Below are 24,423 nucleotides of genomic sequence, written 5' to 3' on the forward strand. Positions count from 1 at the left end.
ATAGTATGGATTGGGGAATGACGATCGGGTCGGTGTATTTTAATTCGATAGATATCATAGTGTTCGCTCTGGCCATCATCGGTGGCATTGCAGACACCCTCACGGGTTTTGCCGATGCCTTCGCCCATAGGGCAGGCTTCATTGTGGGATTCTTCCTTGCACTGATGTTTACCAAGATCCTCTCCGAGGTCCTGCTGGCATCCTTTGGCCTGGGCATGCTTGTTTCCAGCCTCATCTCCTTTGTGGTGCTCTTCCTTGCAGGCTATGTCCTGATGCGGGTGATAGGCAATTTGCTTGACACGGCCCTGAACGTTACAGGATTGCGGGCTGTCAATGGCTTGCTGGGCTTCATCTGGGGTGTGCTTGAGGTGGTGGTGTTTTCCTCCCTCATCCTCTACATGCTGGAACTGCAGACAGCCTTTGACCTCTCCTCCGTCCTGGACAGGAGCCAGTTCATCCTGCGCCTGGTTCGCCCGATGGTTCCTGAGACGGTCAACTGGTTTACCCTTACGGTGAATGCTGCCCATGTTTGAGGAACTATCCAAGAGCCAACCTGACATTGCAGCCCAGCTTTCCAGGCAGATAGAGAGCAATACCTTTACCCAGGTAAACCTGTTTGGGGGAAGCCGCTACTCGCTGAGGATGACCAGCGCACTGGAAAGTGCCCGTGTCCTCTCCTGCAAGGAGGAGGGCCTGTCGTCCTGCCGCTGCGCAAGCTGCAGAAAGTTCGACCTGCTTACCATGCCAAACCTGGTCATTGTCAGCCAGCGTGACCATGAGAGTGTCATCGAGACAGCCCTTGCCAGCTTTGTCCGCCTCCGTTCGGATTTCTCCAGGCGTTTTCTCATCAGGACGGTCAGGATCCTGCTTTTGCAGTACCATGCGTCCCTGTCCGGCAGTTCGCAAAGTGCAACCCAGAGTGCCAACTATGATGCGGCCTCGCAGGTAAGCGACCTGTTGATGGAGCTTTCTGAGGAGAAGGGCGAGATTGCCGAGAAGCGTGCAAAGGCCCTCAGCCAGAGTCTCAAGACCGCATTGAAGGCACTTCTTGCGGCATCCAGGAAGAATACGACCATCTCCGTCAACGAGGTCCGTGCCCTTGATGAGTGGATCAACCAGACCAGCATGGGGGAACAGAAGCGGTTCATCATCATCGAGAGCCTGGAGCAGACCAACGCCTCGGCGAGGAACAGCCTCCTGAAGATGCTGGAGGAGCCTCCTACGGATGTCTATTTCTTCCTGATCTCCGAATACCCCAACAGGATCATGCAGACCATCCTCTCGCGTGTTCGCAAGTACAGCTTCCCCCCGGTTCGGGAGGATAGGGTCAATGCCTTGCTCTCCCCGTTCTTTCTCGGGACCGAACGGTTTGCAACCCTTGAGTCCTTCTTCCTCCAGGGAGGGGGGCTGGACCTGGCCAAGCATGATGAGGTGGTCCAGACCCTCTTGGATTCGATAGCCAACCATACCTATCTTTCCGAGGAGAGGTTCTCCTCCCTGGTCGATTTCGTCGACGAGCAGGGTAGCTATGAGTATGTCCTGAAGACCTTGCTCTCCTTTCTGGGAAGCTCGGTCGCTAAGGGGGAGATCACCTGGCAACGGGCCAGCTCCCTTTCCGATCTCATCTCCAGCAGCTATAGCCAGGCAACGCTTTTCAACCAGAACAAGAAGCTGATGCTCCAGGCCCTCTACCTGAAACTCATGGAGGTTGCATGAAGAATTTTGTCCTGCGGGCTATCCAGAAGATAGACCAGCTTGATTCCAACCAGATAGTCGATATCCTGAAGAGCCAGTCCAGGGAGGTGGAGATGTTGGAGAACGTGCTGGAATCGATAGAGGACGGGGTCATCCTCACCGATTCCAAGCTCAGGATCAACTACGCCAACTCCAACTGCCCGAACCTGGTCCCCATGGTGCGTAGCCGCAACTATGAGGGCCAACCCCTCTCCAAGGTCATCGAGGACGAGCATGTGCTCAGGTACATTGTCCTCTCTGTCTACAACCGCGCCGATGACCTGGACAATGAGTTCACTTTCCAACGGGGCAGCAAGGTCCAGACGGTTGCCGTGAATGTATTTACCTACAAGTTGCAGGAGGCCAAGGGGCTTTCCAGCTATGTGCTGATGTTCACCGATGTCACCGAGCACAATGCAAACGAAGCGAGGATGCGCCGCTCGGAGAACCTTGCCTCCATGACCACCATGGCGGCGGGGGTTGCCCATGAGATCAAGAACCCCCTGGCAGCGATGGGAATCCACCTGCAGCTCCTCAAGAAGGCATTTGTACGCCAGAACTGCCTAACCCTTGAGGATGCTGAGCGTTACCTGGATGTGTTTGAGGAAGAGGTGAACCGCCTCAATGGCATTGTGGTCGATTTCTTGTTTGCGGTCCGACCCCTGGATACCCGCCTGCGGATGGGTTCCATCGTCAAGACGCTCTCCGATATCTGCTCTTTCGTCGAGCCTGAGCTTGCCGAGCACAAGGTGGTCCTCACCTGTGACCTCTCCTCTTCGCTTCCCAGGCTGGAGTTTGACGAGAACCTGCTCAAGCAGGCTCTGCTCAACCTCATCAAGAATGCGATGAACGCGATGGAGGGGGGAGGCAAAATACGCCTGCAGGCAAAGGCTGATGGGAACCATGTAGTGATAATGGTCTCTGATACCGGAACCGGCATGGATGACGAGACCTTGCAGAAGATCTTTGAACCCTATTTTACCACCAAGGCCACGGGAACCGGGTTGGGCCTTACCGTAGTCTACAAGATCATGAAGGAGCACCATGGCGACATCTCTGTGGAAAGCAAGCTGGGAGAGGGTACCACCTTCACCCTATCCTTCCCCATACCCAAGAGCGAGAGGCTCAGCCTGACCGAGCCTGTTAAGGAGGGATTGTATGAAGCGTAGCATCCTCATTGTGGATGACGAGAAGAATATCCGTAGTGGCCTTGCCATGGCCATGGAACTCGATGGGTATGAGACCCTCACTGCCGAGGATGGTTCTGCCGCCTGGGCCCTAATGGGCAAGAAGGATGTAGACCTGGTCATTACCGACCTGAGGATGCCAAACCTCAGTGGAGGTGAGTTGCTCAAAAGGATCTCTTCCGCCTATCCCCGGCTACCAGTCATCATCCTCACCGGCCATGGGACCATCGAGACAGCTGTGGAGGCGATGCGCGGTGGCGCCATAGACTTCTTCACCAAACCGGTTGACCTTGACCGCCTCTCCCTCGTGGTGAAGAAGGCACTTTCCACGACGGACCTCTATGCCGAGCATGAGAAGCTGAAGGCTGAGGTTGCAGCCCTGAAGGCGCGCAACCGGTATGACCGCATCGTCGGAAAGAGCCAGAAGATGGTCATGCTGATGGATACCGTGGCCCAGGTAGCCCCAACAAGGGCCTCGGTGCTGATCACCGGGGAGAGCGGGGTGGGAAAGGAGCTGGTAGCCGATGCCATCCATGAGCTGAGCACCCGATCCAAGGGTCCGTTCATCAAGGTGCACTGTGCCGCCCTCTCGGAATCGCTGCTGGAAAGCGAGCTGTTCGGCCATGAGAAAGGTTCCTTTACCGGAGCCACAGCCCAGAAGAAGGGGCGCTTTGAGCTAGCCGACGGGGGAACGATCTTCCTTGACGAGATCGGGGAGATAAACGCGGCTACCCAGGTAAAGCTGCTCAGGGTGTTGCAGGAGAGGTCCTTTGAACGGGTAGGGGGAGAAAAATCCCTTACCGTCGATGTGCGGGTCGTCTGTGCAACGAATAAGGACCTGCTCAAGGAGATCGAGAAGGGAGCTTTCCGTGAGGACCTCTACTATAGGCTGAATGTCGTCCATCTTGATGTGCCACCCCTTCGTGACCGAAAGGATGACATCCCCTTGCTGATGACATCCTTCCTTACCCAGTTTACCCAGGAGAACAACAAAACCATCGAAGGTTTCTCCAATGCGGCAAAGAAGGCCTTGCTTGCCTATGAGTGGCCGGGCAACATACGGGAGCTACGCAACTGCATCGAGAGTTCCGTGGTATTGTCCCGCTCTTCCATGATAGAGCTTGACGACCTTCCCCCATCGGTGGGAAGATCTGACAGGTCTGCCCAGCTCTCCTTCGATGTGGGCATTACCCTGCAGGAAGCCGAAAAGCAACTGATCATCTCCACCCTGGTCATGTGTGGGGGAAACAAGACCAAGGCTGCCGATGTCCTTGGCATAGGACGCAAGACACTGCACAGAAAACTACAGGAATACCAAATTGACGAAGAATGACATATACGAGATCTTTGACAAGGGGGGAAGCCTGGAAAAGTACTTCCCCTCCTATGAATATCGTGAAGGCCAACTGTTTATGGCCGACCTTGTGCGCGAGTGCTACGAAACCAATGCCATCGCTGCCATAGAGGCAGGGACAGGCATCGGCAAGTCCTTCGCCTACCTGGTTCCTGCCCTCTACCATGCGATGCAGAACCCGGATGAACGGACTGTCATAGCCACCTCGACCATCAATCTGCAAAAGCAACTCTACGAGAAGGACATACCGATGCTCTTCAGGTTGCTCAACCTCTCCTGCAAGACAGCCTTGGCTGTCGGCAGGTCAAACTACCTCTGCATCCAGAGGCTGGTAGCCGTTCGCAACGACGTGTCCCTGCTTGCCCAGGACCCCCAAAGTGAGTTGTACCAGCTCAACGAGTGGGCGAACAGCACCGATACAGGACTGCGCAGCGACTACCCCGGCAAGCTCGGCGAGCTGTGGTCTGAGGTGCTCTGCGATGGGGACCTGTGCAACACCCACAAGTGCGAGTATTTCCATGAGTGCTTCTACTTCAAGGCAAAACAGAAGATCAAGGAAGCGAGGATCATCGTCAGCAACCACCACCTGTTGTTCACCGATGCCCAAAGCAGGCACGAAAGCTCAATAGGCTTTGATGAGGAGGCCGTGCTTCCCTCATACAATCGGCTCATCATCGACGAGGCCCACAATATCGAGCAGAATGCCACCAGTTACTTTACTGCCGAATATACCGCCAAGGAGATGCTCCGTCAGATCTCCTGGATCCAGCGTTCGGGAAGGTTTGCCGCCAAATCCCTGCTTGACCAGCTGGGGGAGTTCTCCCCCGATCCTGAACTGTTCGACCGCATCAGGGATGACATCCATCTGCTGAGCGGGGAGGTGGGGACCTTGGACCAGTATCTTCTGGGAATCTTCCAGAAGAATGACTTCCAGCCAGTGCTGATCAAGGCCGAGCAGCAGAGCCGCCTAGCTGAGTTTGCCCAACAGGCGACCAAGGTGGCCCAGGCAAGTGGCCGCCTTGCAGCGAAGATAGGGTATTTCATCGAACACACCAAGGCTCCTGAGGAGTTTGCGACCAAGGTCAACGAACTGATGGTCCGTGGCACGAGGATAGCCCAGATGAGCGAGGTGTTGACCCAGTTCTGCAATTTTTCGCTGTGGGGGGATGAAATCCATTGGTTCAATGCGGAATCCTTCAGGAATACCCGGTCGGTACAGGTCTGTATCACCCCACTATCCATCGCACCGATCCTGGTGGAGGCCCTCTTCAAGAAACTTGCCACGGTGGTCTGCACCTCGGCAACCTTGGATTTGAACGATGCCTTTGCCTTCTGGGGAAGTAGGGTAGGCCTGCCCTATGATGAGAACCGGCCCTATCTCACCGCCACCTATTCCTCCCCGTTCGATTACCAGAACCGCCTGATGTTGCTAACCCCCATGGATGCCCCCATGTTGGCAAAGGATAATGAAGAGGAGTATGTCTCCTACATGTGTGAGACGGTATTTTCCGCAATCCTCTCCACAGGTGGGGGTGCCTTGGTTTTGTTTACCTCCTACTCCATGCTCCAGAAGGTGAAGGAACGGTTGCAGCCTAGGTTCGATAAGGAGGGTCTGACCCTTTTCAGCCAGCGCGACATGGACCGCTATACCCTGCTCAATCGCTTCATTGCAGAGAAGGACAGCACCCTGTTTGCCACCTCCTCCTTCTGGGAAGGGGTTGACGCCCCAGGCGATACGCTTCGCATGGTAGTCATTGTCAAGCTTCCTTTCAATGTTCCGACTGACCCTGTATTCAAGGCGAGGTGCGAGGCCATAGACAATAGTGGTGGCAGTGGCTTCTACCAGCTCTCCCTCAAGGAGGCAACCATGAAGCTCAAGCAGGGGTTTGGAAGGCTCATGCGCAATACCGTCGATACCGGGGTGGTTCTCATCCTCGATAGCCGTGTGATAAAGAAGAATTACGGCCAGTATATGATGCGGGCCCTTCCTGAGAGCTTCCATCCCGATACGGAGACGGCTGGCATCTGCGACAAGATCGAGAATTTTCTCTATGCAGGCAAATAAGGACAAAAAAAGTGGGGTTGTTGCCAACTCCACTTTTTTTGTCCTTCAATGAGGATGGGCTACTCAATGATAGCGAGCACGTCCTTCATGCTGAGAATCAGGTATTCCTGTCCGTCAGCCTTTACTGAGGTACCGGTGTACTTGTCATGCATGACCTTGTCGCCGACCTTTACGGTCATCTTGACCTTGTCTGTGCCTTCACCGACTGCAATGACAGTCCCGATCTGGGTCTTTTCCTGTGCAGTCTGAGGAATGTAAATCCCGCTTGCGGTCTTTTCTTGCACCTCTTCGATCTTCACCAATACTCTGTCTGCCAAAGGCTTAATTTTCATCGTATCTTCCTCCAAACAATTGAATGACTTGTGATTGCGAAGGTTTGTCTTCGCTTCCGATAATATAGTGAATTACCACTGTAGAGGCAAGGTTATTTCAGCGAATACCGATTTCGCACATAAAACCGGGAAGCATTGCTTCTGAGCACCTCCTACAGTGTGGGTATGTCTCTCGGTGTGCAAGGTTTGCGCACTGTGCAATTTGTTGCTATTTCACTTGCCGGTATTGCGAGCCCTTACTATATTAGGTCTGGATGAACGAGGCATCCTAGTTATGGACAGTGCAACAAACGAGAACACCCAACTTATGAAGCCATCCAAAGCAACCTTTTTGTGTGCAGAACCTACACTGGAAGAGCTTTGGCAGTATTTCTATGAGATGGCATACCTGTTTGCACGGACGAAGAACCTGGTCAGCTCCTTGGGTTGCTACACCGATGCGTTTCTCATTCGGGGAAAGGCACATACCTGCAAGGATAAGGATTGGCTGGATTTCTTCAGACGGCAGTTTTCCATCTATCTGATGGGAAAGGAACAGATAAGCTGTTCGTTGTGCGAGGGTGACATGATCCATGATTTCTTGAAGTCCGAGTACCAGGAGATCCGAAAGGCCCTTGAGGAGAGCGAGCTTCCCTTCCATACGGACAACCTCGCATCCTGGTTTGCCTCCTTGGAGCTCGATTTTCCCTGGTGTTTTGAGGATGATGGGTCGGATTGCGCCATAGGTTGAAGACAATTACCTCAAAAGGGTCATTTTAACCCTATATTTGAGTGATTTTCCCTCTCTGTATCCTTTTGACACCAAAAGTAGGGAACTTTTGGGCTATCTCCCATGGTTTTTCTGAAACCAAAACTAATAGAAACTTTTAATTTCATTTCCAATAATAAGATACTTGTACAGTAAACATAGTTGGCACATAAGTTGCATCTACCTTTTCATAACCCATGGAGGCGATGCTCATGAAGACCAAGAGAACTATGTTGAACAACAGTACCGATAGCGCAGCATACGACGATGCAAATATCCTTAGCATATATCTGAAGGAAATCAACAGGATTCCCTTGCTTACCAAAGAAGAGGAGTTCAGCCTCGCCAAGCGAGTGGTGGATGGAGACGAGTTTGCCCGTAAGCGGATGATCGAGTCCAATCTGCGGTTTGTGGTCAATGTTGCCAAGAAATACCAGAACCAGGGCCTCCCGCTGATGGACCTCATCAACGAGGGAAACATCGGCCTTATGACCGCCTTGGAAAAGTTCGACCCCGACAAGGGCTACCACTTCATCAGTTACGCTGTGTGGTGGATCCGCCAGTCAATCATGAAGGCGATCAACGAGAAGAGTAGGGCGGTCCGCCTGCCTCTGAACAGGACCAATGAGCTTTTGCAGATACAGAAGGCACAACGCTCCTTGATGAGCGACTTCAGTACAGAGGACCCCTCTGCTGAAGAGATCGGAAAACTCACGGGATTCGATCCTGAGCATGTAAATCACCTCCTCGGCATCAGCCGGGACCTGGTCAGCCTCGATGCTCCGGTCTTCAATGATACCGGCAGCAGCAGTGTGGGCGACTTCATCGAGGATGGTTCCCTCTCTCCTGAGGATTCCTTGTTGGATGTCTCCCTCAAGGAGGATATCAACCTGGTCCTTTCCACCCTGACCGACAAGGAGCGGGAGATCATCGAGCTTCGCTTTGGGCTGGACGGCAAGATTCCCATGTCCCTCAAGGAGATTGGGGAGATCTACAACCTTACCAAGGAGAGGATCCGACAGATCGAGAAGAAGGCCCTCGAAAGACTGAAGACCCCTCAGAAGAGCAAGATCCTTGAGAGCTACATAGCGTAAACAACACCCTTTAGAGGTGTGATCAACATAGATACAAAAACCGGACAGTCTGACTGCCCGGTTTTTTGTATCTCCATGTACAATATTGTAACCTATATGTACTGGGTTGCGCCAACCCTTGCATGTTTCTGTCAGGTTCTGGTGGAGCTACCGATGTATCCCATGTTGAAGGATATGTTGGATGCACACTTCATGACCTTCACAGCCATCTCCTCAGGCCTCATCTCAGGGTGTTGGGCAAGGACCCAGGAGGTGCTGATCGCTGCGATGACCTGGCCGCGGTAGTCGTACACCGGGGCTGCCACACAGTTGATGGCAGGTTCCGCTTCCTGGTCATCCAAGGACCAACCACGTCTTCGGCACTCGCGTATGTCCTGTAACAGGCTTTCGATGTTGCCGATCGTATTGGGACCCCGTCTCTCATACTTCTCGTTCTTCAGCAAGATCCTGATCTGGTCATCGGAAAGTCCCATCAGCAGGGATTTTCCCAAAGATGTGCAGTACAGGGGTTTGGTCTGGCCGATGATCGCATACTTGCGCAGGCTGTTGATCTGTTCCTTGTTGTCGATGTAGACCATCTTGTCATCCTGGCGAATGGCAAGAAATACCACGTTCCCTGTGTTGACCGACAGCTCCTCCATGAATGGGGAGCTTTCGGTTTTCAGTTCGAGGCTGTTGAGGTACTGGCTGCAGAGGGCAATGAACCCAGGTCCTAGCCGGTATCGGTTGTTCTCATTGTTTTTCCGCACGAACTGCCTTTGGAGCAATACTCCCAGGAGCCTATGCGATGTGCTTTTGGGGAGGTCGAGCTTTTCCGATATCTGTGCGAGGGTACACCCGTTCTGCTCATTGGCCAGAAATTCCAAAATATCAAAGGTCCTGTCAACTGACTGTACTTTTAATGCTGATGCCACAACAAGGCCTCCTTCACTGGACAATATATTCTATTTAAAAGCGCTTGACAACTCCTAAATGAGCCGTATAATGAAATAGTGTTCCGCAATACGGAATATAAATGAAAATATGACTAGATTTTCATATGTTTGTTTGTTTTGTGTATTGTTTTTGGTATTGAGTTCCACATTGTGGGACTAAAGATAGGAGGAATCGATGAAAAAACTGGTGATGTTGGCACTCTGTGTCCTGCTGGTGACCCCATTTTTGTTCTCAGCCGGACAGACTGAAACAAAAACTGACAAAGTGTATACCCTTAAAGTAGGGCATGCATCGACTACTGAAGCAACAAGGCACAAGGCCTTGCTGACCTTCAAGGACTACGTGGAAAAGGAATCCAAGGGAAGATTGAAGATTGAGATCTATCCTGCAGGAACCCTCGGAAACGAGAATGACATGATTGAGGCCATGAAGCTTGGTACCCTTGAGATGTTCGTTGGTGGTGTATTTGCTTCACAGTCCCCCATGTTGGAAATCTACCTCATGCCTTTCTTCTTCCCCACACAGGCTGACTTGATGAAAGTTTCCCACAGTGACTTGGGCAAAAGAATTATGGAATCTGCGGAGCAATACGGCATCAAGATGCTCGCCATCGGTGATGGTGGATCCCGCCAGTTTACCAACAACGTCCGCCCGATCAAGAGCCCTGCTGACATGAAAGGCCTGAAGATCAGGACCCCACCGATTGAATCCATCATCAAGAGCATGGAGGCCCTCGGTGCCAACCCAGTATCGATCCCGTATGGTGATACCTACATGGCCCTCAAGACCAACGTTGCCGACGGTGAAGAGAATCCTCTTGCAAACATCGGTGACATGAAGTTCTTCGAAGTCCAGAAGTACATGACCATGATCGATTACCAGTTCCATCCCGAGCCGATTGACATCAACCTTGAACTGTGGAACAAGTTGCCTGCTGACCTTCAGAAGATCATTCAGGACGGGGCTTGGATTTTCACAGACGAGCAGAACAGGTACAGAAGGGAAATGAACGACTACTACTACGACATGATCGAGAAGGGTGGTGTCCAGATCTACAAGCCAACTGCTGCCGAAGTAGAGAAATTTGTAAAAGCTTGCGAACCCGTATATGCATATTTTGTCAAGAAGGGGATTTTCTCCCAGGCTGACTTGGATGAAATGCGCGCAATTGTAAGTAAATAACTGCATGAAGGGCCCGCTCTTTACCTGGAGCGGGCTACCTTTGCATGAGAATGGGAAGAGAGATTGTATGAATAGATGTATTCTTGGCCTCGACAAGGCCCTTTCGATTTTTGGCAAGGCACTGGTTGGCGTTCTTGCATGTGGGGTCATTATTTCGGTAATCCTTCGCTATGTATTCTCCATCGCCTTCGTATCGTCTGAAGAGTTGCTTACCATGGTCTTTGTAGCTACGACATTTTTTGGTGCTGCCCTGGGGCTTCGTGAAAACGAGCATATTGCAGTGAACAGCTTTACCGACAAGATGCCTGAGAAAGCAAAGAGGGTCTGCAGCATTCTTGCACAGGTTTTCATTATCATTGTCTCTGTTTTCATGATCTATTTCAGTATCCGGATGATCCAGAAGGTAGGGAAGGTTCCTTCACCTGCTACTCGAATACCCCGAGGATTCTACTATGGTCTCATGCCGGTTTCGTTTGTCATCACCATCTTCTATGCGATCGTCAACATACTCAAACTGTATGTCCCTATCGCTGAGCCCGTAAAAGGATATAAGGAAGATTTCGAACTTGGTTTGGAGGGAGAAGCCTAATGGAACTGTCAATGATGTTTTTTGCCCTGATCGTGTTGTTGGTCATTGGCGTTCCAATAGGCTATGCGATCGGAAGCTCAGGAATTCTGTATATGTTGATGACAAACCCTACTTTCCTGATGACATTCCCCCAGCGGGTCTGGTCGGGGACAGAGAGCTTTATCATCATCGCCATGCCTCTTTTCATGCTCACCGGTGAGCTGATGAACCACAGTGGCCTTACCCGGCGTCTCATAGATTTTTCCATGTTGCTTGTCCGTCCTCTGGGAGGAGGGCTGGGGGAGGTGAACGTGGTTGCATCGATGATCTTTGGGGGCATTTCAGGATCCTCAGTTGCCGACACCTCCGCCTTGGGAAGCATTCTCATTCCTGACATGGTCAAGAAAGGGTATCCCAAGAAGTTTGCTGCTGGTATTACCGTAGCGTCCTCTACGATCGGTATGATCATTCCACCCAGTGTCCCCATGCTTATGTACGCGATGGTAAGCGGCGCTTCGGTTGGAAAGCTCTTCCTGGCAGGCCTGATCCCAGGCATCCTGGTAGGTGTTACCCAGCTTATCCTGACCTATGTGATCTCCAGGAAACGGGGATACCATCCAGTCAAGGAGAAGATTGATACAAAGAGCATCATCAAGATTACCAAGGATGGTTCCTTGGCCATGCTGATGCCTGTCCTGATTATTGTCACCGTTTCGTTTGGTATTGCCACAGCCAGTGAGTCTGCAGGAATTGCAGTGCTCTATGCAGCTATTTTGGGGTTCTTCGTCTATAAGGAACTAAAGTGGAAGGAAGTGGGCAACGCCCTCAAGAAAACCTTCATGATGTCCAGCTCCATCATGATCATCGGTGGATTCACCATGATCTTTACCTGGATTCTGGCTGTTGAGCAGGTTCCTGTAGCAATTGCCTCTTTTTTGTTGAACTCCCATATCCCTAGTTGGATGGTCTTCCTTTTCTTGGACATCCTCATCCTGGTTTTGGGTACCTTCCTGGATGTGACGCCTTGTATCCTGCTTATCAGCCCGATACTGTTGCCTGTGATGCAGCAGTTTGGCATGAGTGAACTGCAGTTTGGTGCCATCATCATCGTGGGCCTTGCAATTGGGTTGGTTACTCCTCCCGTTGGAATGTGCCTTAACGTCGCTAGCAAGATCTGCAATATGGAGATTGTTGAGATTTTCAGGGGAGCCCTTCCCTTTATTATCTGTAACATTGTTGTCCTGCTGCTGATCACCTTTGTTCCTGCCTTTAGCATGTGGTTGCCATCCTTGATGGGATGACGAGGGAGATAGTATGACTCTACGTGAAAGAATGAAAAAAGGCCCGGTATTTGGTATTACCTGCTTTACTGCAGCTGCCTGTGCCGTCGAAGCAATAGGAAACTGGGGATATGACTTTGTCTACCTCGATCTTGAGCATTGTCCTCTTGATGGTCCCAACAATATGGAAAAGCTCATCATGGCTGCAAGGCTTGCACATATCCCTGCTGTGGTCAGGGTGACAGGAACCGATGAGGTGGAGATACGCAAGGTTTTGGAAATGGGTGCCGAAGGGATTGTCGTTCCCCATACCAGGACTAAAGAAGATGCCCAGGATATGGTACGTGCTGCCAAGTTCCCTCCTCTGGGAAGAAGGGGCGCTGAGTCCAATGTACGCAGTGCTGGCTTCGGTGGCCCCACTTTCTCATGGTCAGACTATGTGGCAAAGAGCAATGCCGAGACGTTGGTCATCCCAATGGACGAGGATTTTGAGTTTACTGACAACCTTGATGAAATTCTCGATGTCCCAGGCGTCGATGGTATCAATTTCGGGCCTATCGACTATTCACTCTCAATCGGTGCCAAGGTAGGATATGCAACAGAGGACCCTCGGGTAGCTGATGCCTATACCAAGCTTGCAAAAGGTTGCCAGAAGAGAGGGATCGCCGTCATGTGCCCTGTTGTTCCTGGTACGAGGGAGAACATAGAGGCCGCAATTGGGCGGGGAATCAACATGTTGATTCTTGGCAATGATATGTATCATCTGCAGAATGCATTGAAAACCATGAAGAAAGATGCTATTGATGTAATCAGGGAAAAGGAAAAAAATACTAACTAAGGAGTTATATACATGGATATTCGCTATTCAACCGGAAAGGAAGCATTCAAGAGAATGACGACCGAAGAACTTCGCAAGGAGTTTCTCATCACAGATATTTTCAGGCCTGACAATGTTTCTGGTGTCTATTCGCACATTGACAGGATCGTGACCATGGGGGCAATGCCCGTCAAGAAAAAGCTCAACCTGGCTATGAACATCAACGCAATGGCTGACTTTGGCGTTGACTACTATCTGCAGAGGCGTGAGCTTGGCATCATCAACATTGGTGGTGACGGCCTGGTCGAGGCCGACGGTGTTACCTATGATATCGTAAGCCTCGATGGCCTCTACCTGCCCATGGGTACCAAGGAGGTCCTCTTCTCCAGCAAGGATTCCTCGAAGCCCGCAAAGTTCTACATGAACTCAACTCCTGCCCACCATGCATTCCCTGCCAAGCACATTGTGTTTGCCGATGCAAAGCATGTGAAGGCCGGGTCGACTGAACTGAGCAACGCCAGGGTCATCAACCAGTACATCCACCCCGATGTGCTCGATACCTGCCAGCTTTCCATGGGGCTTACCCAACTTGAGGTGGGCAGCGTCTGGAATACCATGCCGGCACACACCCACGAGCGCAGGATGGAGGTCTATTTCTACTTTGACATCCCCAGCGACCAGACCCTGTTCCACTTCATGGGTGAACCACAGCAGACCCGTCATGTCGCAGTGCATAACGAGCAGGCTGTCATCAACCCATCCTGGTCGATCCACAGTGGGGTAGGGACAAGCAACTACACCTTTATCTGGTCGATGTGTGGCGAAAACCGCACCTACACCGATATGGATTGGGTCAAGACCGAGGATTTGAGGTAGGAGTATAACTATGGATCATAAAGATTTATTGTCCCTGAAAGGGAAGGTGGCCTGGATAACCGGGGCTTCCTATGGAATTGGGTTTGCCATCGCCTGTGCCTATGCACAGGCTGGGGCAAAGATTGCTTTCAACGATATCAACGCTGAGTTGGTCGGGAAAGGGCTTGCTGCCTACAAGGAAGCTGGTATCGAGGCGAAGGGGTATGTCTGCGACGTAACCGATGAAGAGGCTGTGGTAAAGACCAACGCGCTCATCACTTCCGACCTGGGTCCTGTGGATATCCTGGTGAACAATGCCGGCATCATCCGCCGCATCCCCATGCATGAGATGGCTGCATCAGATTGGCGCAAGGTGATCGACATCGACCTTACCGCCCCCTTCATCGTTGCCAAGGCTGTGCTGCCTTCCATGATGGAGCGAAAAAGTGGCAAGATCATAAACATCTGTTCGATGATGAGCGAGCTTGGACGGGAGACCGTCAGTGCCTATGCAGCTGCAAAGGGTGGGCTGAAGATGCTTACCCGGAACATCTGCAGTGAGTATGGCAAGTACAACATCCAGTGCAATGGCATCGGACCTGGCTACATTGCAACCCCCCAGACCGCTCCCCTTCGGGAAAAGCAGGCTGATGGGTCGCGCCATCCTTTCGACAGCTTCATCATTGCCAAGACCCCTGCAGAGAGATGGGGAACCCCTGAGGATCTTACAGGCCCAGCACTTTTCCTGGCTTCTGCTGCTTCTGATTTTGTCAACGGCCATGTGTTGTATGTCGATGGAGGCATCCTGGCTTACATCGGAAAGCAACCATAAGCTGTACATGCATTGGTTTTTTTGCCTCTCTTTCCTCGATTTCAGGGGAGTAGGGAGGCATTTTTTATGGAATAGGGCTATGCTGATTCTTTGTACAGTAAAATGGCTAGATTGAGTTTTACCTCTGTTGCATTTCTAAAAACTACTATTTTCCAAGGTATCACCGATGATAATCTATGAAGTCAATACTATTGCACAGTGAGGCTATTTCTTGAATCTACGGTAAATTAAAAATTGAAATATTGTTCCAAAAATAAAATAGTCAAATATTTATCTAATAAGCAATTGTAATTCCAAAAAATGGGTTTGGACAAGATTTTCATTGACACTCTTCCTCCTAACAGCTACGATTTCAAGGTCAATATGAATAATGAGAAAAGAGGAGTCAATTATGGCTAAAAAGAAACCCAAGTATGTCTATTTTTTTGGCTCCGGAGAAGCTGATGGCACGTCCCAGATGAAGGATATTCTCGGCGGCAAGGGTGCAAACCTTGCAGAGATGACCAGCATCGGGCTACCAGTACCTCCGGGCTTTACGATCAGTACCGAGGCTTGTGCATATTACAGTGCAAACAAGGAAACATATCCTGAAGGTATGCGTGAAGAGGTTCTTGAGAACCTTGCCAAACTGGAAAGACTGATGGGTGCCAAACTAGGGGATTCCGAAAACCCCTTGCTTGTGTCGGTTCGCAGCGGTGCAGCATCGTCCATGCCTGGTATGATGGATACCATCCTCAACCTTGGACTTACCCCTACCTCCGTACAGGCCCTGATTGCCAAGACAAACAATGCTCGTTTTGCATGGGACAGTTACCGTCGTTTTATCCAGATGTTCGGTGATGTTGTCATGGGAGTTCCCCACCATGAGTTCGAACGTGCCTTGCAGGATGTGAAGGATTCCGTAGGAAAGAGCCTGGATACCGATCTGAGCAGCGAAAACCTCCAGGAAGTGATCGTACGTTACGAGAGGATCTACAAGCGGTTTACCGGAGAGTCTTTCCCTACCGACCCCATTGACCAGCTGTTCAAGGCTACCAATGCGGTATTCCACTCCTGGAACAATGAGAGGGCAAAGAAATACCGCCAGATGAACGACATCAGGGGCCTTCTGGGAACCGCTGTCAACATCCAGAGCATGGTCTATGGAAACATGGGCGATACCAGCGGAACCGGTGTTGCCTTTACCCGCGACCCCTCCACAGGGGAGAACAAGTTCTATGGTGAGTACCTGATGAATGCCCAGGGCGAAGACGTCGTAGCCGGTATCAGAACCCCCAAGACCATTGAAACCCTCCGCGATGTCAATCCCGAGGTCTACCAGCAGCTGGTGGATATCCGCAGCATCCTTGAGAACCACTACCATGACATGCAGGACGTGGAGTTCACCATCCAGGAAGGCAAGCTCTACATGTTGCAGACCCGTAACGGAAAGAGAACCATCTTCAGCTGGCTGAAAACCCAGGTGGACATGGTTAATGAAGGGCTCATCACCAAGGAGATTGCGGTCAGCCGCGTGCCCTCCGGTGAGTTCGGCAAGCTCTTTGCCCCTGTCCTGGACACCAAGAGCATTCGTGACCAGGGCCTTGAAGAGGTTACCCGTGGCCTGAATGCTTCCCCAGGTGGAGCATCCGGGCAGATCTACTTTACCGCTGCCAAGGCAGAGGAGATGGCTGCAGAAGGTAAGGATGTCATTCTTGTCCGTTCTGAGACCAGCCCTGAGGATATTGGCGGTATGGCCGTTGCAAAGGGCGTCGTTACCAGTCGTGGTGGTATGACAAGCCATGCAGCAGTAGTAGCACGAGGCATGGGATGCCCTTGCGTTTCCGGTGCAGGAGAACTGCATATCAACGAAACCAAGAAGACCCTTGAGGTGAATGGCCACAGACTCAGCGAAGGGGACTACATGTCCATTGACGGCTTTACCGGAGCCATCTATGCCACAAAGATCCCTGTCCGTTCCTCTGAGATCGTGCAGGTGCTCAATGGGAACATGAAAGAGTCCGAGTCAAGCATCTTCCAGAACTACAAGATCTTCATGGGGTATGTAAATGAGCTGAAGACCCTCGGTGTCTATGCCAATGCAGACTCTCCCAACGATACGAAGATGGCAGTTGCCCTCGGAGCCGAAGGTATTGGTCTTTGTAGGACTGAGCACATGTTCTTTGGCGGAAACCGCATCATGTCCATTCGCAAGATGATCCTTGCGAACAACGTGGTCGAACGGGAGAAGGCCCTTGCTGAACTGCTGCCTATGCAGCGTGGCGACTTTGAGGCTATTTTCATTGAATTGCATGGTAGGCCGGCTACAGTTCGCCTGCTCGATCCTCCTTTGCATGAATTCCTTCCCAATGACCACACCAGCCGCCATGAACTGGCACTGCAGATGGGTATCACCGTTGAGGAAGTTGCACAGAAGTCGAGTTCACTCCATGAGTTCAACCCGATGCTCGGTTTCCGTGGTTGCCGTCTGGCCATCATCTATCCTGAAATTCTGAGGATGCAGGTCAGGGCCATCATCGAGGCTGCCATCAACGTGAAGCGAAAGGGTATCCTGGTCCATCCTGAGATCATGATTCCCCTGGTAGGAAACTACAAGGAGTTCGTATTCTGCAAGAAGGTAGCCCTTGAGGTGATCGAGAAGATCTTCGAAGAGCAGGGGATGCATGTAGAGTACAAGATCGGTACCATGATCGAGGTGCCACGAGCTGCCATTACTGCTGATGAGATCGCCAAGGAAGCTGAATTCTTCAGCTTCGGGACAAACGACCTCACCCAGATGGCCTGTGGTTTCAGTCGCGATGATGCAGCTTCCTTCCTTGGGCCCTATGTGAACGATATTGACAAGCAGTTCTATGACTACGATCCGTTTGCCACCATTGACATTGATGGTGTAGGCAAGCTGGTAGACATGGCAAGCAAGCTTGGCAGGTCAACAAACCCCAATATCAAGCTGGGAATCTGTGGTGAGCATGGAGGGGATCCCAAGAGCATTGCATTCTTCAACCAGGTTGGTTTGAACTATGTCTCATGCTCTCCTTTCCGCGTTCCCATCGCCCGCCTTGCTGCTGCCCAGGCTGCCCTCATTGCCAAGGATAGCAAGAAATAGGTCTGTATCTTTTTACGAGTAATTGGTATGAACCCCCAGGCAGGAAGCCTGGGGGTTCTCATCTTGGGGCCAGTGGCCTATGTTGATGTGTTGGGGACAAAAAAGGCGATCCCGAAGGACCGCCTCAGCCAAAAAAGGGAGTCGAACCCTTGACCTGCTCATTACGAGTGAGCTGCTCTACCCCTGAGCTATTTTGGCAGAAATGTGCACCATGGTTCTGTTCAAACCACTAGGTTACTTCGCAAGATTAGCCTAAAACTGCACGAAGGTAAAGAAGGGATTGAAAAAAAGGGAGTGCAAAAGAGTTCCCTTTTGGTGCGAGGCCCAAGGAAGATGAGCGGCCGACAGAAGATCCCACCACATTACCCTGATTTAGGATGTTCGCTTCTCTATTGGGAAGAGTGAAAATGGGTCTCTGTAAGCCTTTTTCTCTCGGTATTCCCCTCATTTTTGTACCAAGGGTGTTGTTTGCTGGTGGAAGGTTGAGCAATGGAGATTTCCTGAATTTCTGGGAATTGGCAATAGTTGACCTTGCCCCTTATTGTCGGTACGCTATAGCAGAAAGAGGATATGTTTTGAAGATAAAAGGAAAGTTCAGCCATGCAGTGACCCAAGAGGTCGTGGTCTTGCTGAACAGCAATAGAAATAAGGTCCGGCCCAGTGTCGGCAAGAGCTGGCAACCAGATGTTGCCCAGTTCCTCCTCGATATGTTTCCCGATGCCCTTGACTATGGACTTCAGCTTAGTGACATTGCAGAGCTTGTTTCTGAGGAAGAGTTGGATTTTGACATGGAAGGCCTCGAGTTTCTTGATTTCGATGATGATGACGATACGTATGACGAGGATGACGATATATGAACGTGCTGGGTATTGAGACCTCTTGTGATGAGTGCTCTGCCGCCATCGTGCGCGATGGAAGAGAGATCCTCAGCAATGTAGTTGCTACACAGATCGAGTTGCACAAACCCTATGAAGGGGTGGTGCCTGAGCTTGCATCCCGTCTCCATACAGAGTGGATCGCCCAGGTTGTCCAGTCAGCGATTCAGAAAGCCGGCATTGGCATGGACGAGATAGATGCAGTTGCAGTAACCAGTAGACCAGGGTTGTTGGGTTCCCTGTTGGTTGGTCTGAATTTTGCCAAAGGTTTTGCCGCAACCCTTGATGTTCCCTTCATCACGATCGACCACATCCGGGCCCATCTCTATGCTTCCCAGGTGGAAAAGCCTCTGGCCTATCCCTACCTGGGCGTGTTGGTCTCTGGAGGCCATACGGTCATCTGCAAGGTCAATGGGTATGACAGCATCGAGGTGCTCGGTACAACCATTGATGATGCGATAGGTGAGGCCTTTGACAAGGTTGCCAAGCATTATGACCTTGGCTATCCCGGTGGGGTGGTCATTGACCGTCTTGCAAAGAGCGGCAATCCGATGGCCTTCCTGTTCCCTGGCTCTGCACTCTGCAAGGGGGAGCACCCCTATGATATCTCCTACAGCGGGCTGAAGACAGCTGTCATCAACCAGCTTGACCAGTTCTGGGACGGTGAGAGCGAAAAGAGTGCTGAGAACATTGCTGCATCATTCCAGCGAGTCGCAGTAGGGACGCTGATGCGCCGGGTCCGACTTGCCTTGGATGATACTGGCCTGAAGCGTATCAGCTCCGGTGGTGGTGTTGCTGCGAACAGCCTGTTGCGCAGCGAACTCAAGGCCTTGGAGAACCTCGGCTATGAGGTTGCGTTCCCTTCCCTGAAACTTTGCACTGATAATGGGGCCATGATAGCGGCTCTTGCCTATAACTATCTCCAGGATGGAGTACGCTCCGATTTCAGCGAATCTGCGAGTGCCCGTGTCAGTGCATTCAAAAAAAGTTACCCTTGACGAGAGGCTTATGGAAACACAGTATGATTTGGACAACGTAATTCGAAAGGTACCCGATTTCCCGAAACCGGGTGTTCTCTACTATGACATTACCGGTATTCTAGCGGTTCCTGCTGCCTTTTCGTATTGCATCGATAGGTTGGAAGCCCTATGCAAAGGCAAGAAGATCGATTCCGTTGCTGGAATCGAGGCAAGGGGATTCATCTTTGCGGCCCCCCTTGCCGAAAGGCTTGGCGTACCGCTGATTCTTGTGCGGAAGATGGGTAAGCTCCCAGGCAAAGTACATAAGAGGAGCTTTGAGCTTGAGTATGGTTGTGACGTGGTGTGTGTCCAGGAAGTGGATGTGGTCCCCGGAACCCATGTGCTTCTCATCGATGACCTCATTGCTACCGGTGGTACCCTACAGGCAGCTGCCTCGATCTTCGAGGAGCATGGTGCTACGATTGAGGCGATCCTTGGGGTTATCGGCTTGCCATTCTTGAACTATGAGAAAGTACTACAGAAGTACCCCGTGGATGTATTATTGGAATATGACGGAGAATAGTGGGGTTTTTTCCAACCCTACTTGACAAAAGATGGTCATTTCCGTATCCTACCACAGGATTTGACATTGGGATGTAGTGTAATGGTAACACTGCAGATTCTGGTTCTGCCTTTGGGGGTTCGAGCCCCTCCATCCCAGGTAACGGTTCCTTCGTCTAATGGTTAGGACAGGAGATTCTCAGTCTCTAAATAGGGGTTCGATTCCCCTAGGAACTAAAATGTAAGAAGGGGCAGCCTTGATGGTTGCTCTTTTTTTTCGCTATACTACCTATAAGGAACAAATAGACATGATCACCGCTTCAAACATTGGACTCGCTTACGGAACTCAGGTTTTGTTTAAGGAAGTCAACCTCAAGTTTACCCCAGGCAATTGCTACGGCATCATTGGGGCAAATGGTGCAGGCAAATCAACATTCCTCAAAATTCTTTCCGGCGAGATCGAATCTGATACCGGAGAGGTCATCATCTCAAGTGGCGAACGCATGGCAGTCCTCAGGCAGGACCACTTTGCCTTTAACGACTACTCCGTCCTTGAAACTGTCATCATGGGTTATGAACAGCTCTATTCCATCATGAAGGAACGGGACCTCATCTATGCAAAGGAAGACTTCACCGAAAAGGATGGCCTTCGGGCAGCCGAACTTGAAGGGGACTTTGCTGACATGGGCGGTTGGGAATCAGAGGCTCAGGCAGCCCAGATGCTCGACGGCCTGGGAATCCCAACCGAACTGCAGGGAAAGAAGATGCGTGACGTTGAGGACAACATCAAGGTCCGAGTCCTTCTTGCCCAGGCCCTCTTCGGGAACCCTGATATCCTCCTCCTTGACGAACCTACCAACCACTTGGACCTCGAGTCCATCCACTGGTTGGAAGAGTTCCTGGCCAACTTTGACAATACCGTCATTGTAGTAAGCCATGACCGTCACTTCCTCAATACCGTCTGCACCCATATTGCTGACATCGACTTTGGCAAGATCCAGCTTTTCGTAGGAAACTACGATTTCTGGTACCTTTCCAGCCAGCTTGCCGCAAAGCAGATGAAGGATGACAAGAAGCGTAGGGAAGAGAAGATTTCAGAACTGAAGGAGTTTATCCTCCGCTTCTCCTCCAACGTTGCAAAGGCAAAGCAGGCAACCAGCAGGAAGAAGCTCATCGATAAGCTTACCATCGATGACATCAGGCCCTCCTTGAGACGTTTCCCCTACATTGCCTTCAAACCCTTGCGGGAACCGGGCAAGAACATCCTTGAGGTCAAGGACCTTACCAAGGTGATGGAAGGGGTTACGGTTCTGGACAAGTACAACCTGGTCCTCAACAATGGGGACAAGGTCGCCTTTGTTGGCCCTGACCACTATGCAAAAACTGTCCTTTTCGACATTCTTGCAGGTTCTGTGGCACCTGACTCCGGTACCTATTCCTGGGGTGTGACTACCAGTCTCTCCTATTTTCCCAAGAACAACAGCCACCTGTTTACCGAACACCTTGCCATTACCGATTGGCTGAGGGAGTTCAGTGAGGAGAAGGATGATACCTATATCCGTTCCTTCCTTGGCAGGATGCTCTTCAGTGGTGATGAGGCCCTCAAGGATTGTACAGTGCTCTCCGGTGGAGAGAAGGTCCGTTGTCTGCTCTCACGCATGATGCTTGAGCAGGCAAACTGCCTGATCTTCGATGAGCCGACCAGCCATCTTGACCTGGAGGCGATCAGTGCACTGAATGATGGACTCATTGACTTCACAGGCATCTTGCTCTTCAATAGCCATGACCATCAGTTTGTCGAGACCATTGCAAACAGGATCATTGAATTTACACCAAACGGCGTAATTGACAGGATGATGAAGTTTGAGGAGTATTACAGTGACCCTACGATCAGGAATCTTCGTAACGAACTGTATGCTGGTTCTCCCCATTCTGTAGCACTCTAGGAGGCCTTATGCTCATTGCTGTGGACATTGGAAACTCAAATATCGTGATAGCTGTCCATGACGATGAGAAATGGGTGGAATCGTTCCGTATCTATAGTGACCAGAAGAAGACCAGCGATGAGTATTTTGTCGTCCTTGAAAGCCTGCTCACCCATGCAGGGGTGAGGAAGCAGGACATCAACCGGGCTGCTATAAGCTCGGTTGTGCCCAACCTTACCCGTTCTGTTCAGAAGAACATCATCCGACTCTTTGATGTCCAGCCCCTGATGGTCGACCGATTCATCAAGACGGGGCTCAAGAATGAGACGATCCCTGTGGAGTTGGGTGCCGACCTGCTGTGCAACCTTGCCCAGGCCCACCACATGCACCCCCAATCTCCCGTATGTGTCGTCGATTTCGGCACAGCCCTGACCTTCAGCACCGTAGCGGAGGATGGTTCCGTACTGGGGGCCAGCATAGCCCCTGGCTTGGTGACTGCAGTCAATGCCCTGTTCGGCAATACAGCCCAGCTTCCCCAGGTAGAGCTGAGGATTCCTGACTCTGTCATTGGCAGGAACAGCCAGGACGCAATCCGTAGCGGTATCATGTTCGGCTACGCCGGCATGGTCACCTCGCTCATTGAGCGAAGTGAGCAGGAGCTTGGCAGGGAGCTCTATGTAATAGCTACCGGCGGCTTGAGCAGGACCATTGCCCCGCTCATTGGCCGGATAAACCAGGTTGCTCCGATGCATACCCTCGATGGGCTGAAGCTCATCGCTGACCTGAACTAGAAGGTAAACAGCCCATTCTTCATGATTTGCACATCCATTCCCTCCCGGGTACGGGCGGTTATGGTCATATCCTTCGACCCGACCATGAAATCGACATGCATCAAGGATGTATTGCACCCAGCTGCGATCAGGCCCTCTTCGGTGGTGAGTGATTTCCCCTGCGTAAGGCAGGTAGGGTAGCCATCACCAAGAGCGATGTGGCATGAGGCATTCTCGTCGATGAGGATCGAATCAAAGACCAGGCCACTTTTTGCTATGGGGCTGGACTCATCAACCAATGCACACTCACCAATGCGCCTTGTCCCTTCATCGATGGAGAAGAATGCATCCATGACATCCTTGCCTACCTTGGCTGAGTAGTCGACGACCCTCCCATGTTCAAACACTAGGCGGACCTCTTCGGTACGGCTGTTGAGAACGGTTACAGGCCTTGTTGTGGTGATGTAGCCACTTGCCCTCATCCTGTCTGGGGTGGTGAATATCTCCTCGGTTGGGAGGTTTGCAAAGAAGGGGGTTCCATCAGGAAGGGTTTCGCTCCCTCCAAGGAACCTGGCATGTTCGGTAAAGCCGATGGTGAAGTCGGTTACCGGGCTCTTGTAATGGAGGGTGTCGATGTGCAGGCTGTTCAGCCGTGCCTGCCGTGCCTGCAGCATGGCTCCATGTGCATCCCATGCGGCGAGAGGATCCTCCTGGTCAAGCAGGAGGATGGGTTTCAGAACCTCCATAAGGTCTGCTGTCGTGGCATTTTCACCCAGAACTTGTCTGGCCCAGCGAGGGCCTGGTGCACATACCACACACCACGGCAGTTCATGTCTCATAGTCTTTTTGAATCTGGTTGCAGAAAACTCCCGTTTGGCAGTTCCGTATAGTTGGTTTTTCTGCTGGTCGAGGGGACCGTGGTCAAGACGGTCCTCCGTGCTGTCGATGCGGATATAGGACCATTGTTCGGCGCACATCTCATAGTCGAGTGCTCGGATGAAGGCTGGGTTGTGCTTCAGCTGTTCTTCATCCTGGTTCTGTAGCCGTTCAGAAAGCACGTCCAGGTCATCGAGAAGGACCTGCACAAACAGGGCCCCATGGCGGTAGGCTGATTTGGAAAGGGCTCGGGCAAAGTAGTAGGTCCCGGGCCCGGTCATGATGGCTACGCTCCTGTTCTTCTGGAGGTTGATGCCCTTTCTGATAACCAGGTCAGCGTACGTATCCAGCAGTTTCTGATTCATCG

Annotated in this window: 22 protein-coding genes and 3 tRNA genes; 21 read left to right on the forward strand and 4 right to left on the reverse strand. The window is 51.5% G+C overall.

From position 1 onward, the window contains the following. Positions 1–5: 5 nt before the first annotated feature. The 5 genes from ROJ03_RS10445 to ROJ03_RS10465 are packed head-to-tail and all read left to right on the forward strand — an operon-like array spanning position 6 to position 6,340. A complete protein-coding gene (locus ROJ03_RS10445) occupies positions 6–533 on the forward strand; it encodes a CvpA family protein (protein ID WP_313726998.1) in 528 nt (175 codons plus the stop codon). Next, positions 526–1,716 (forward strand): hypothetical protein, encoded by a 1,191-nt coding sequence (locus tag ROJ03_RS10450; RefSeq protein ID WP_313726999.1) that lies wholly within the window; start codon positions 526–528, stop codon positions 1,714–1,716. The genes ROJ03_RS10445 and ROJ03_RS10450 overlap by 8 nt, the downstream gene beginning before the upstream one ends. Next, positions 1,713–2,903, forward strand: a complete 1,191-nt coding sequence (locus tag ROJ03_RS10455) for a two-component system sensor histidine kinase NtrB (RefSeq protein ID WP_313727000.1) — start codon at positions 1,713–1,715, stop codon at positions 2,901–2,903. Before ROJ03_RS10450 ends, ROJ03_RS10455 begins: the two co-directional genes overlap by 4 nt. Next, positions 2,893–4,254: a sigma-54 dependent transcriptional regulator gene (locus ROJ03_RS10460; protein WP_313727001.1), complete on the forward strand. Its 1,362-nt coding sequence runs from the start codon at positions 2,893–2,895 to the stop codon at positions 4,252–4,254. Before ROJ03_RS10455 ends, ROJ03_RS10460 begins: the two co-directional genes overlap by 11 nt. Continuing rightward, positions 4,241–6,340, forward strand: a complete 2,100-nt coding sequence (locus ROJ03_RS10465) for an ATP-dependent DNA helicase (RefSeq protein WP_313727002.1) — start codon at positions 4,241–4,243, stop codon at positions 6,338–6,340. Before ROJ03_RS10460 ends, ROJ03_RS10465 begins: the two co-directional genes overlap by 14 nt. A gap of 59 nt (positions 6,341–6,399) precedes the next feature. Here the strand turns inward: ROJ03_RS10465 and ROJ03_RS10470 are convergent, their stop codons facing one another. Continuing rightward, positions 6,400–6,672 carry a co-chaperone GroES gene (locus tag ROJ03_RS10470; protein ID WP_313727003.1) on the reverse strand — a complete coding sequence of 91 codons (273 nt, stop codon included), beginning with the start codon at positions 6,670–6,672 and terminating at the stop codon, positions 6,400–6,402. 274 nt (positions 6,673–6,946) lie between these two features. Here ROJ03_RS10470 and ROJ03_RS10475 point away from each other — a divergent pair, with 274 nt between their 5' ends. Both ROJ03_RS10475 and ROJ03_RS10480 read left to right on the forward strand, forming a co-directional pair. After that, positions 6,947–7,402, forward strand: coding sequence for a hypothetical protein (locus tag ROJ03_RS10475; RefSeq protein WP_313727004.1), 456 nt, complete (start codon positions 6,947–6,949; stop codon positions 7,400–7,402). A 230-nt stretch (positions 7,403–7,632) separates the two neighbouring features. Then, positions 7,633–8,514, forward strand: coding sequence for an RNA polymerase sigma factor RpoD/SigA (locus ROJ03_RS10480; protein WP_313727005.1), 882 nt, complete (start codon positions 7,633–7,635; stop codon positions 8,512–8,514). 131 nt (positions 8,515–8,645) lie between these two features. On the opposite strand, the gene ROJ03_RS10485 is transcribed toward ROJ03_RS10480, so the two are convergent. Next, on the reverse strand, positions 8,646–9,428 hold the full coding sequence (locus ROJ03_RS10485; RefSeq protein WP_313727006.1) for an IclR family transcriptional regulator: 783 nt from the start codon (positions 9,426–9,428) through the stop codon (positions 8,646–8,648). A 196-nt stretch (positions 9,429–9,624) separates the two neighbouring features. Here ROJ03_RS10485 and ROJ03_RS10490 point away from each other — a divergent pair, with 196 nt between their 5' ends. From ROJ03_RS10490 to ppdK, 7 genes are all read left to right on the forward strand, one after another. Further along, positions 9,625–10,632: a TRAP transporter substrate-binding protein gene (locus ROJ03_RS10490; protein WP_313727007.1), complete on the forward strand. Its 1,008-nt coding sequence runs from the start codon at positions 9,625–9,627 to the stop codon at positions 10,630–10,632. A gap of 67 nt (positions 10,633–10,699) precedes the next feature. Next, a complete protein-coding gene (locus ROJ03_RS10495; protein ID WP_313727008.1) occupies positions 10,700–11,221 on the forward strand; it encodes a TRAP transporter small permease in 522 nt (173 codons plus the stop codon). Beyond that, positions 11,221–12,501 (forward strand): TRAP transporter large permease, encoded by a 1,281-nt coding sequence (locus tag ROJ03_RS10500; protein WP_313727009.1) that lies wholly within the window; start codon positions 11,221–11,223, stop codon positions 12,499–12,501. Before ROJ03_RS10495 ends, ROJ03_RS10500 begins: the two co-directional genes overlap by 1 nt. A 13-nt stretch (positions 12,502–12,514) precedes the next feature. Beyond that, the gene (locus ROJ03_RS10505; protein ID WP_313727010.1) at positions 12,515–13,318 is read left to right on the forward strand and encodes an aldolase/citrate lyase family protein; all 804 of its coding nucleotides are present in this window, start codon (positions 12,515–12,517) and stop codon (positions 13,316–13,318) included. Positions 13,319–13,330: 12 nt separating this feature from the next. Then, a complete protein-coding gene (kduI, locus tag ROJ03_RS10510; RefSeq protein WP_313727011.1) occupies positions 13,331–14,173 on the forward strand; it encodes a 5-dehydro-4-deoxy-D-glucuronate isomerase in 843 nt (280 codons plus the stop codon). A gap of 10 nt (positions 14,174–14,183) precedes the next feature. Then, positions 14,184–14,984, forward strand: a complete 801-nt coding sequence (locus tag ROJ03_RS10515) for a gluconate 5-dehydrogenase (protein WP_313727012.1) — start codon at positions 14,184–14,186, stop codon at positions 14,982–14,984. 391 nt (positions 14,985–15,375) lie between these two features. Beyond that, the gene (gene ppdK, locus ROJ03_RS10520) at positions 15,376–18,090 is read left to right on the forward strand and encodes a pyruvate, phosphate dikinase (RefSeq protein WP_313727013.1); all 2,715 of its coding nucleotides are present in this window, start codon (positions 15,376–15,378) and stop codon (positions 18,088–18,090) included. A gap of 126 nt (positions 18,091–18,216) precedes the next feature. Here the strand turns inward: ppdK and ROJ03_RS10525 are convergent. After that, positions 18,217–18,288 (reverse strand) — tRNA-Thr (locus tag ROJ03_RS10525). 377 nt (positions 18,289–18,665) lie between these two features. On the opposite strand from ROJ03_RS10525, the gene ROJ03_RS10530 reads away from it, so the two are divergent. The 7 genes from ROJ03_RS10530 to ROJ03_RS10560 all read left to right on the forward strand — a co-directional run bounded on the left by ROJ03_RS10530 (position 18,666) and on the right by ROJ03_RS10560 (position 23,201). After that, on the forward strand, positions 18,666–18,947 hold the full coding sequence (locus tag ROJ03_RS10530; RefSeq protein WP_313727014.1) for a hypothetical protein: 282 nt from the start codon (positions 18,666–18,668) through the stop codon (positions 18,945–18,947). Then, positions 18,944–19,963, forward strand: a complete 1,020-nt coding sequence (gene tsaD / locus ROJ03_RS10535) for a tRNA (adenosine(37)-N6)-threonylcarbamoyltransferase complex transferase subunit TsaD (protein ID WP_313727015.1) — start codon at positions 18,944–18,946, stop codon at positions 19,961–19,963. Before ROJ03_RS10530 ends, tsaD begins: the two co-directional genes overlap by 4 nt. Before the next feature lie 10 nt (positions 19,964–19,973). Beyond that, on the forward strand, positions 19,974–20,507 hold the full coding sequence (locus ROJ03_RS10540; protein WP_313727016.1) for an adenine phosphoribosyltransferase: 534 nt from the start codon (positions 19,974–19,976) through the stop codon (positions 20,505–20,507). Positions 20,508–20,574: 67 nt separating this feature from the next. Then, positions 20,575–20,645 (forward strand) — tRNA-Gln (locus ROJ03_RS10545). A 5-nt stretch (positions 20,646–20,650) separates the two neighbouring features. Then, positions 20,651–20,722, forward strand: a tRNA-Glu gene (locus tag ROJ03_RS10550). A 71-nt stretch (positions 20,723–20,793) separates the two neighbouring features. Then, positions 20,794–22,431: an ATP-binding cassette domain-containing protein gene (locus ROJ03_RS10555; RefSeq protein ID WP_313727017.1), complete on the forward strand. Its 1,638-nt coding sequence runs from the start codon at positions 20,794–20,796 to the stop codon at positions 22,429–22,431. An 8-nt stretch (positions 22,432–22,439) separates the two neighbouring features. Beyond that, entirely contained in the window at positions 22,440–23,201 is a 762-nt protein-coding gene (locus ROJ03_RS10560; RefSeq protein ID WP_313727018.1) for a type III pantothenate kinase, read from the forward strand. Here ROJ03_RS10560 and ROJ03_RS10565 read toward each other — a convergent pair. After that, positions 23,198–24,421 (reverse strand): aminopeptidase, encoded by a 1,224-nt coding sequence (locus tag ROJ03_RS10565; RefSeq protein ID WP_313727019.1) that lies wholly within the window; start codon positions 24,419–24,421, stop codon positions 23,198–23,200. The two genes, ROJ03_RS10560 and ROJ03_RS10565, sit on opposite strands and share 4 nt — an antisense overlap. Positions 24,422–24,423: the final 2 nt, after the last annotated feature.

Origin of the sequence: Sphaerochaeta sp. PS (assembly GCF_032144095.1) — a bacterium.
In the GTDB taxonomy this organism is placed as follows: domain Bacteria; phylum Spirochaetota; class Spirochaetia; order Sphaerochaetales; family Sphaerochaetaceae; genus Sphaerochaeta.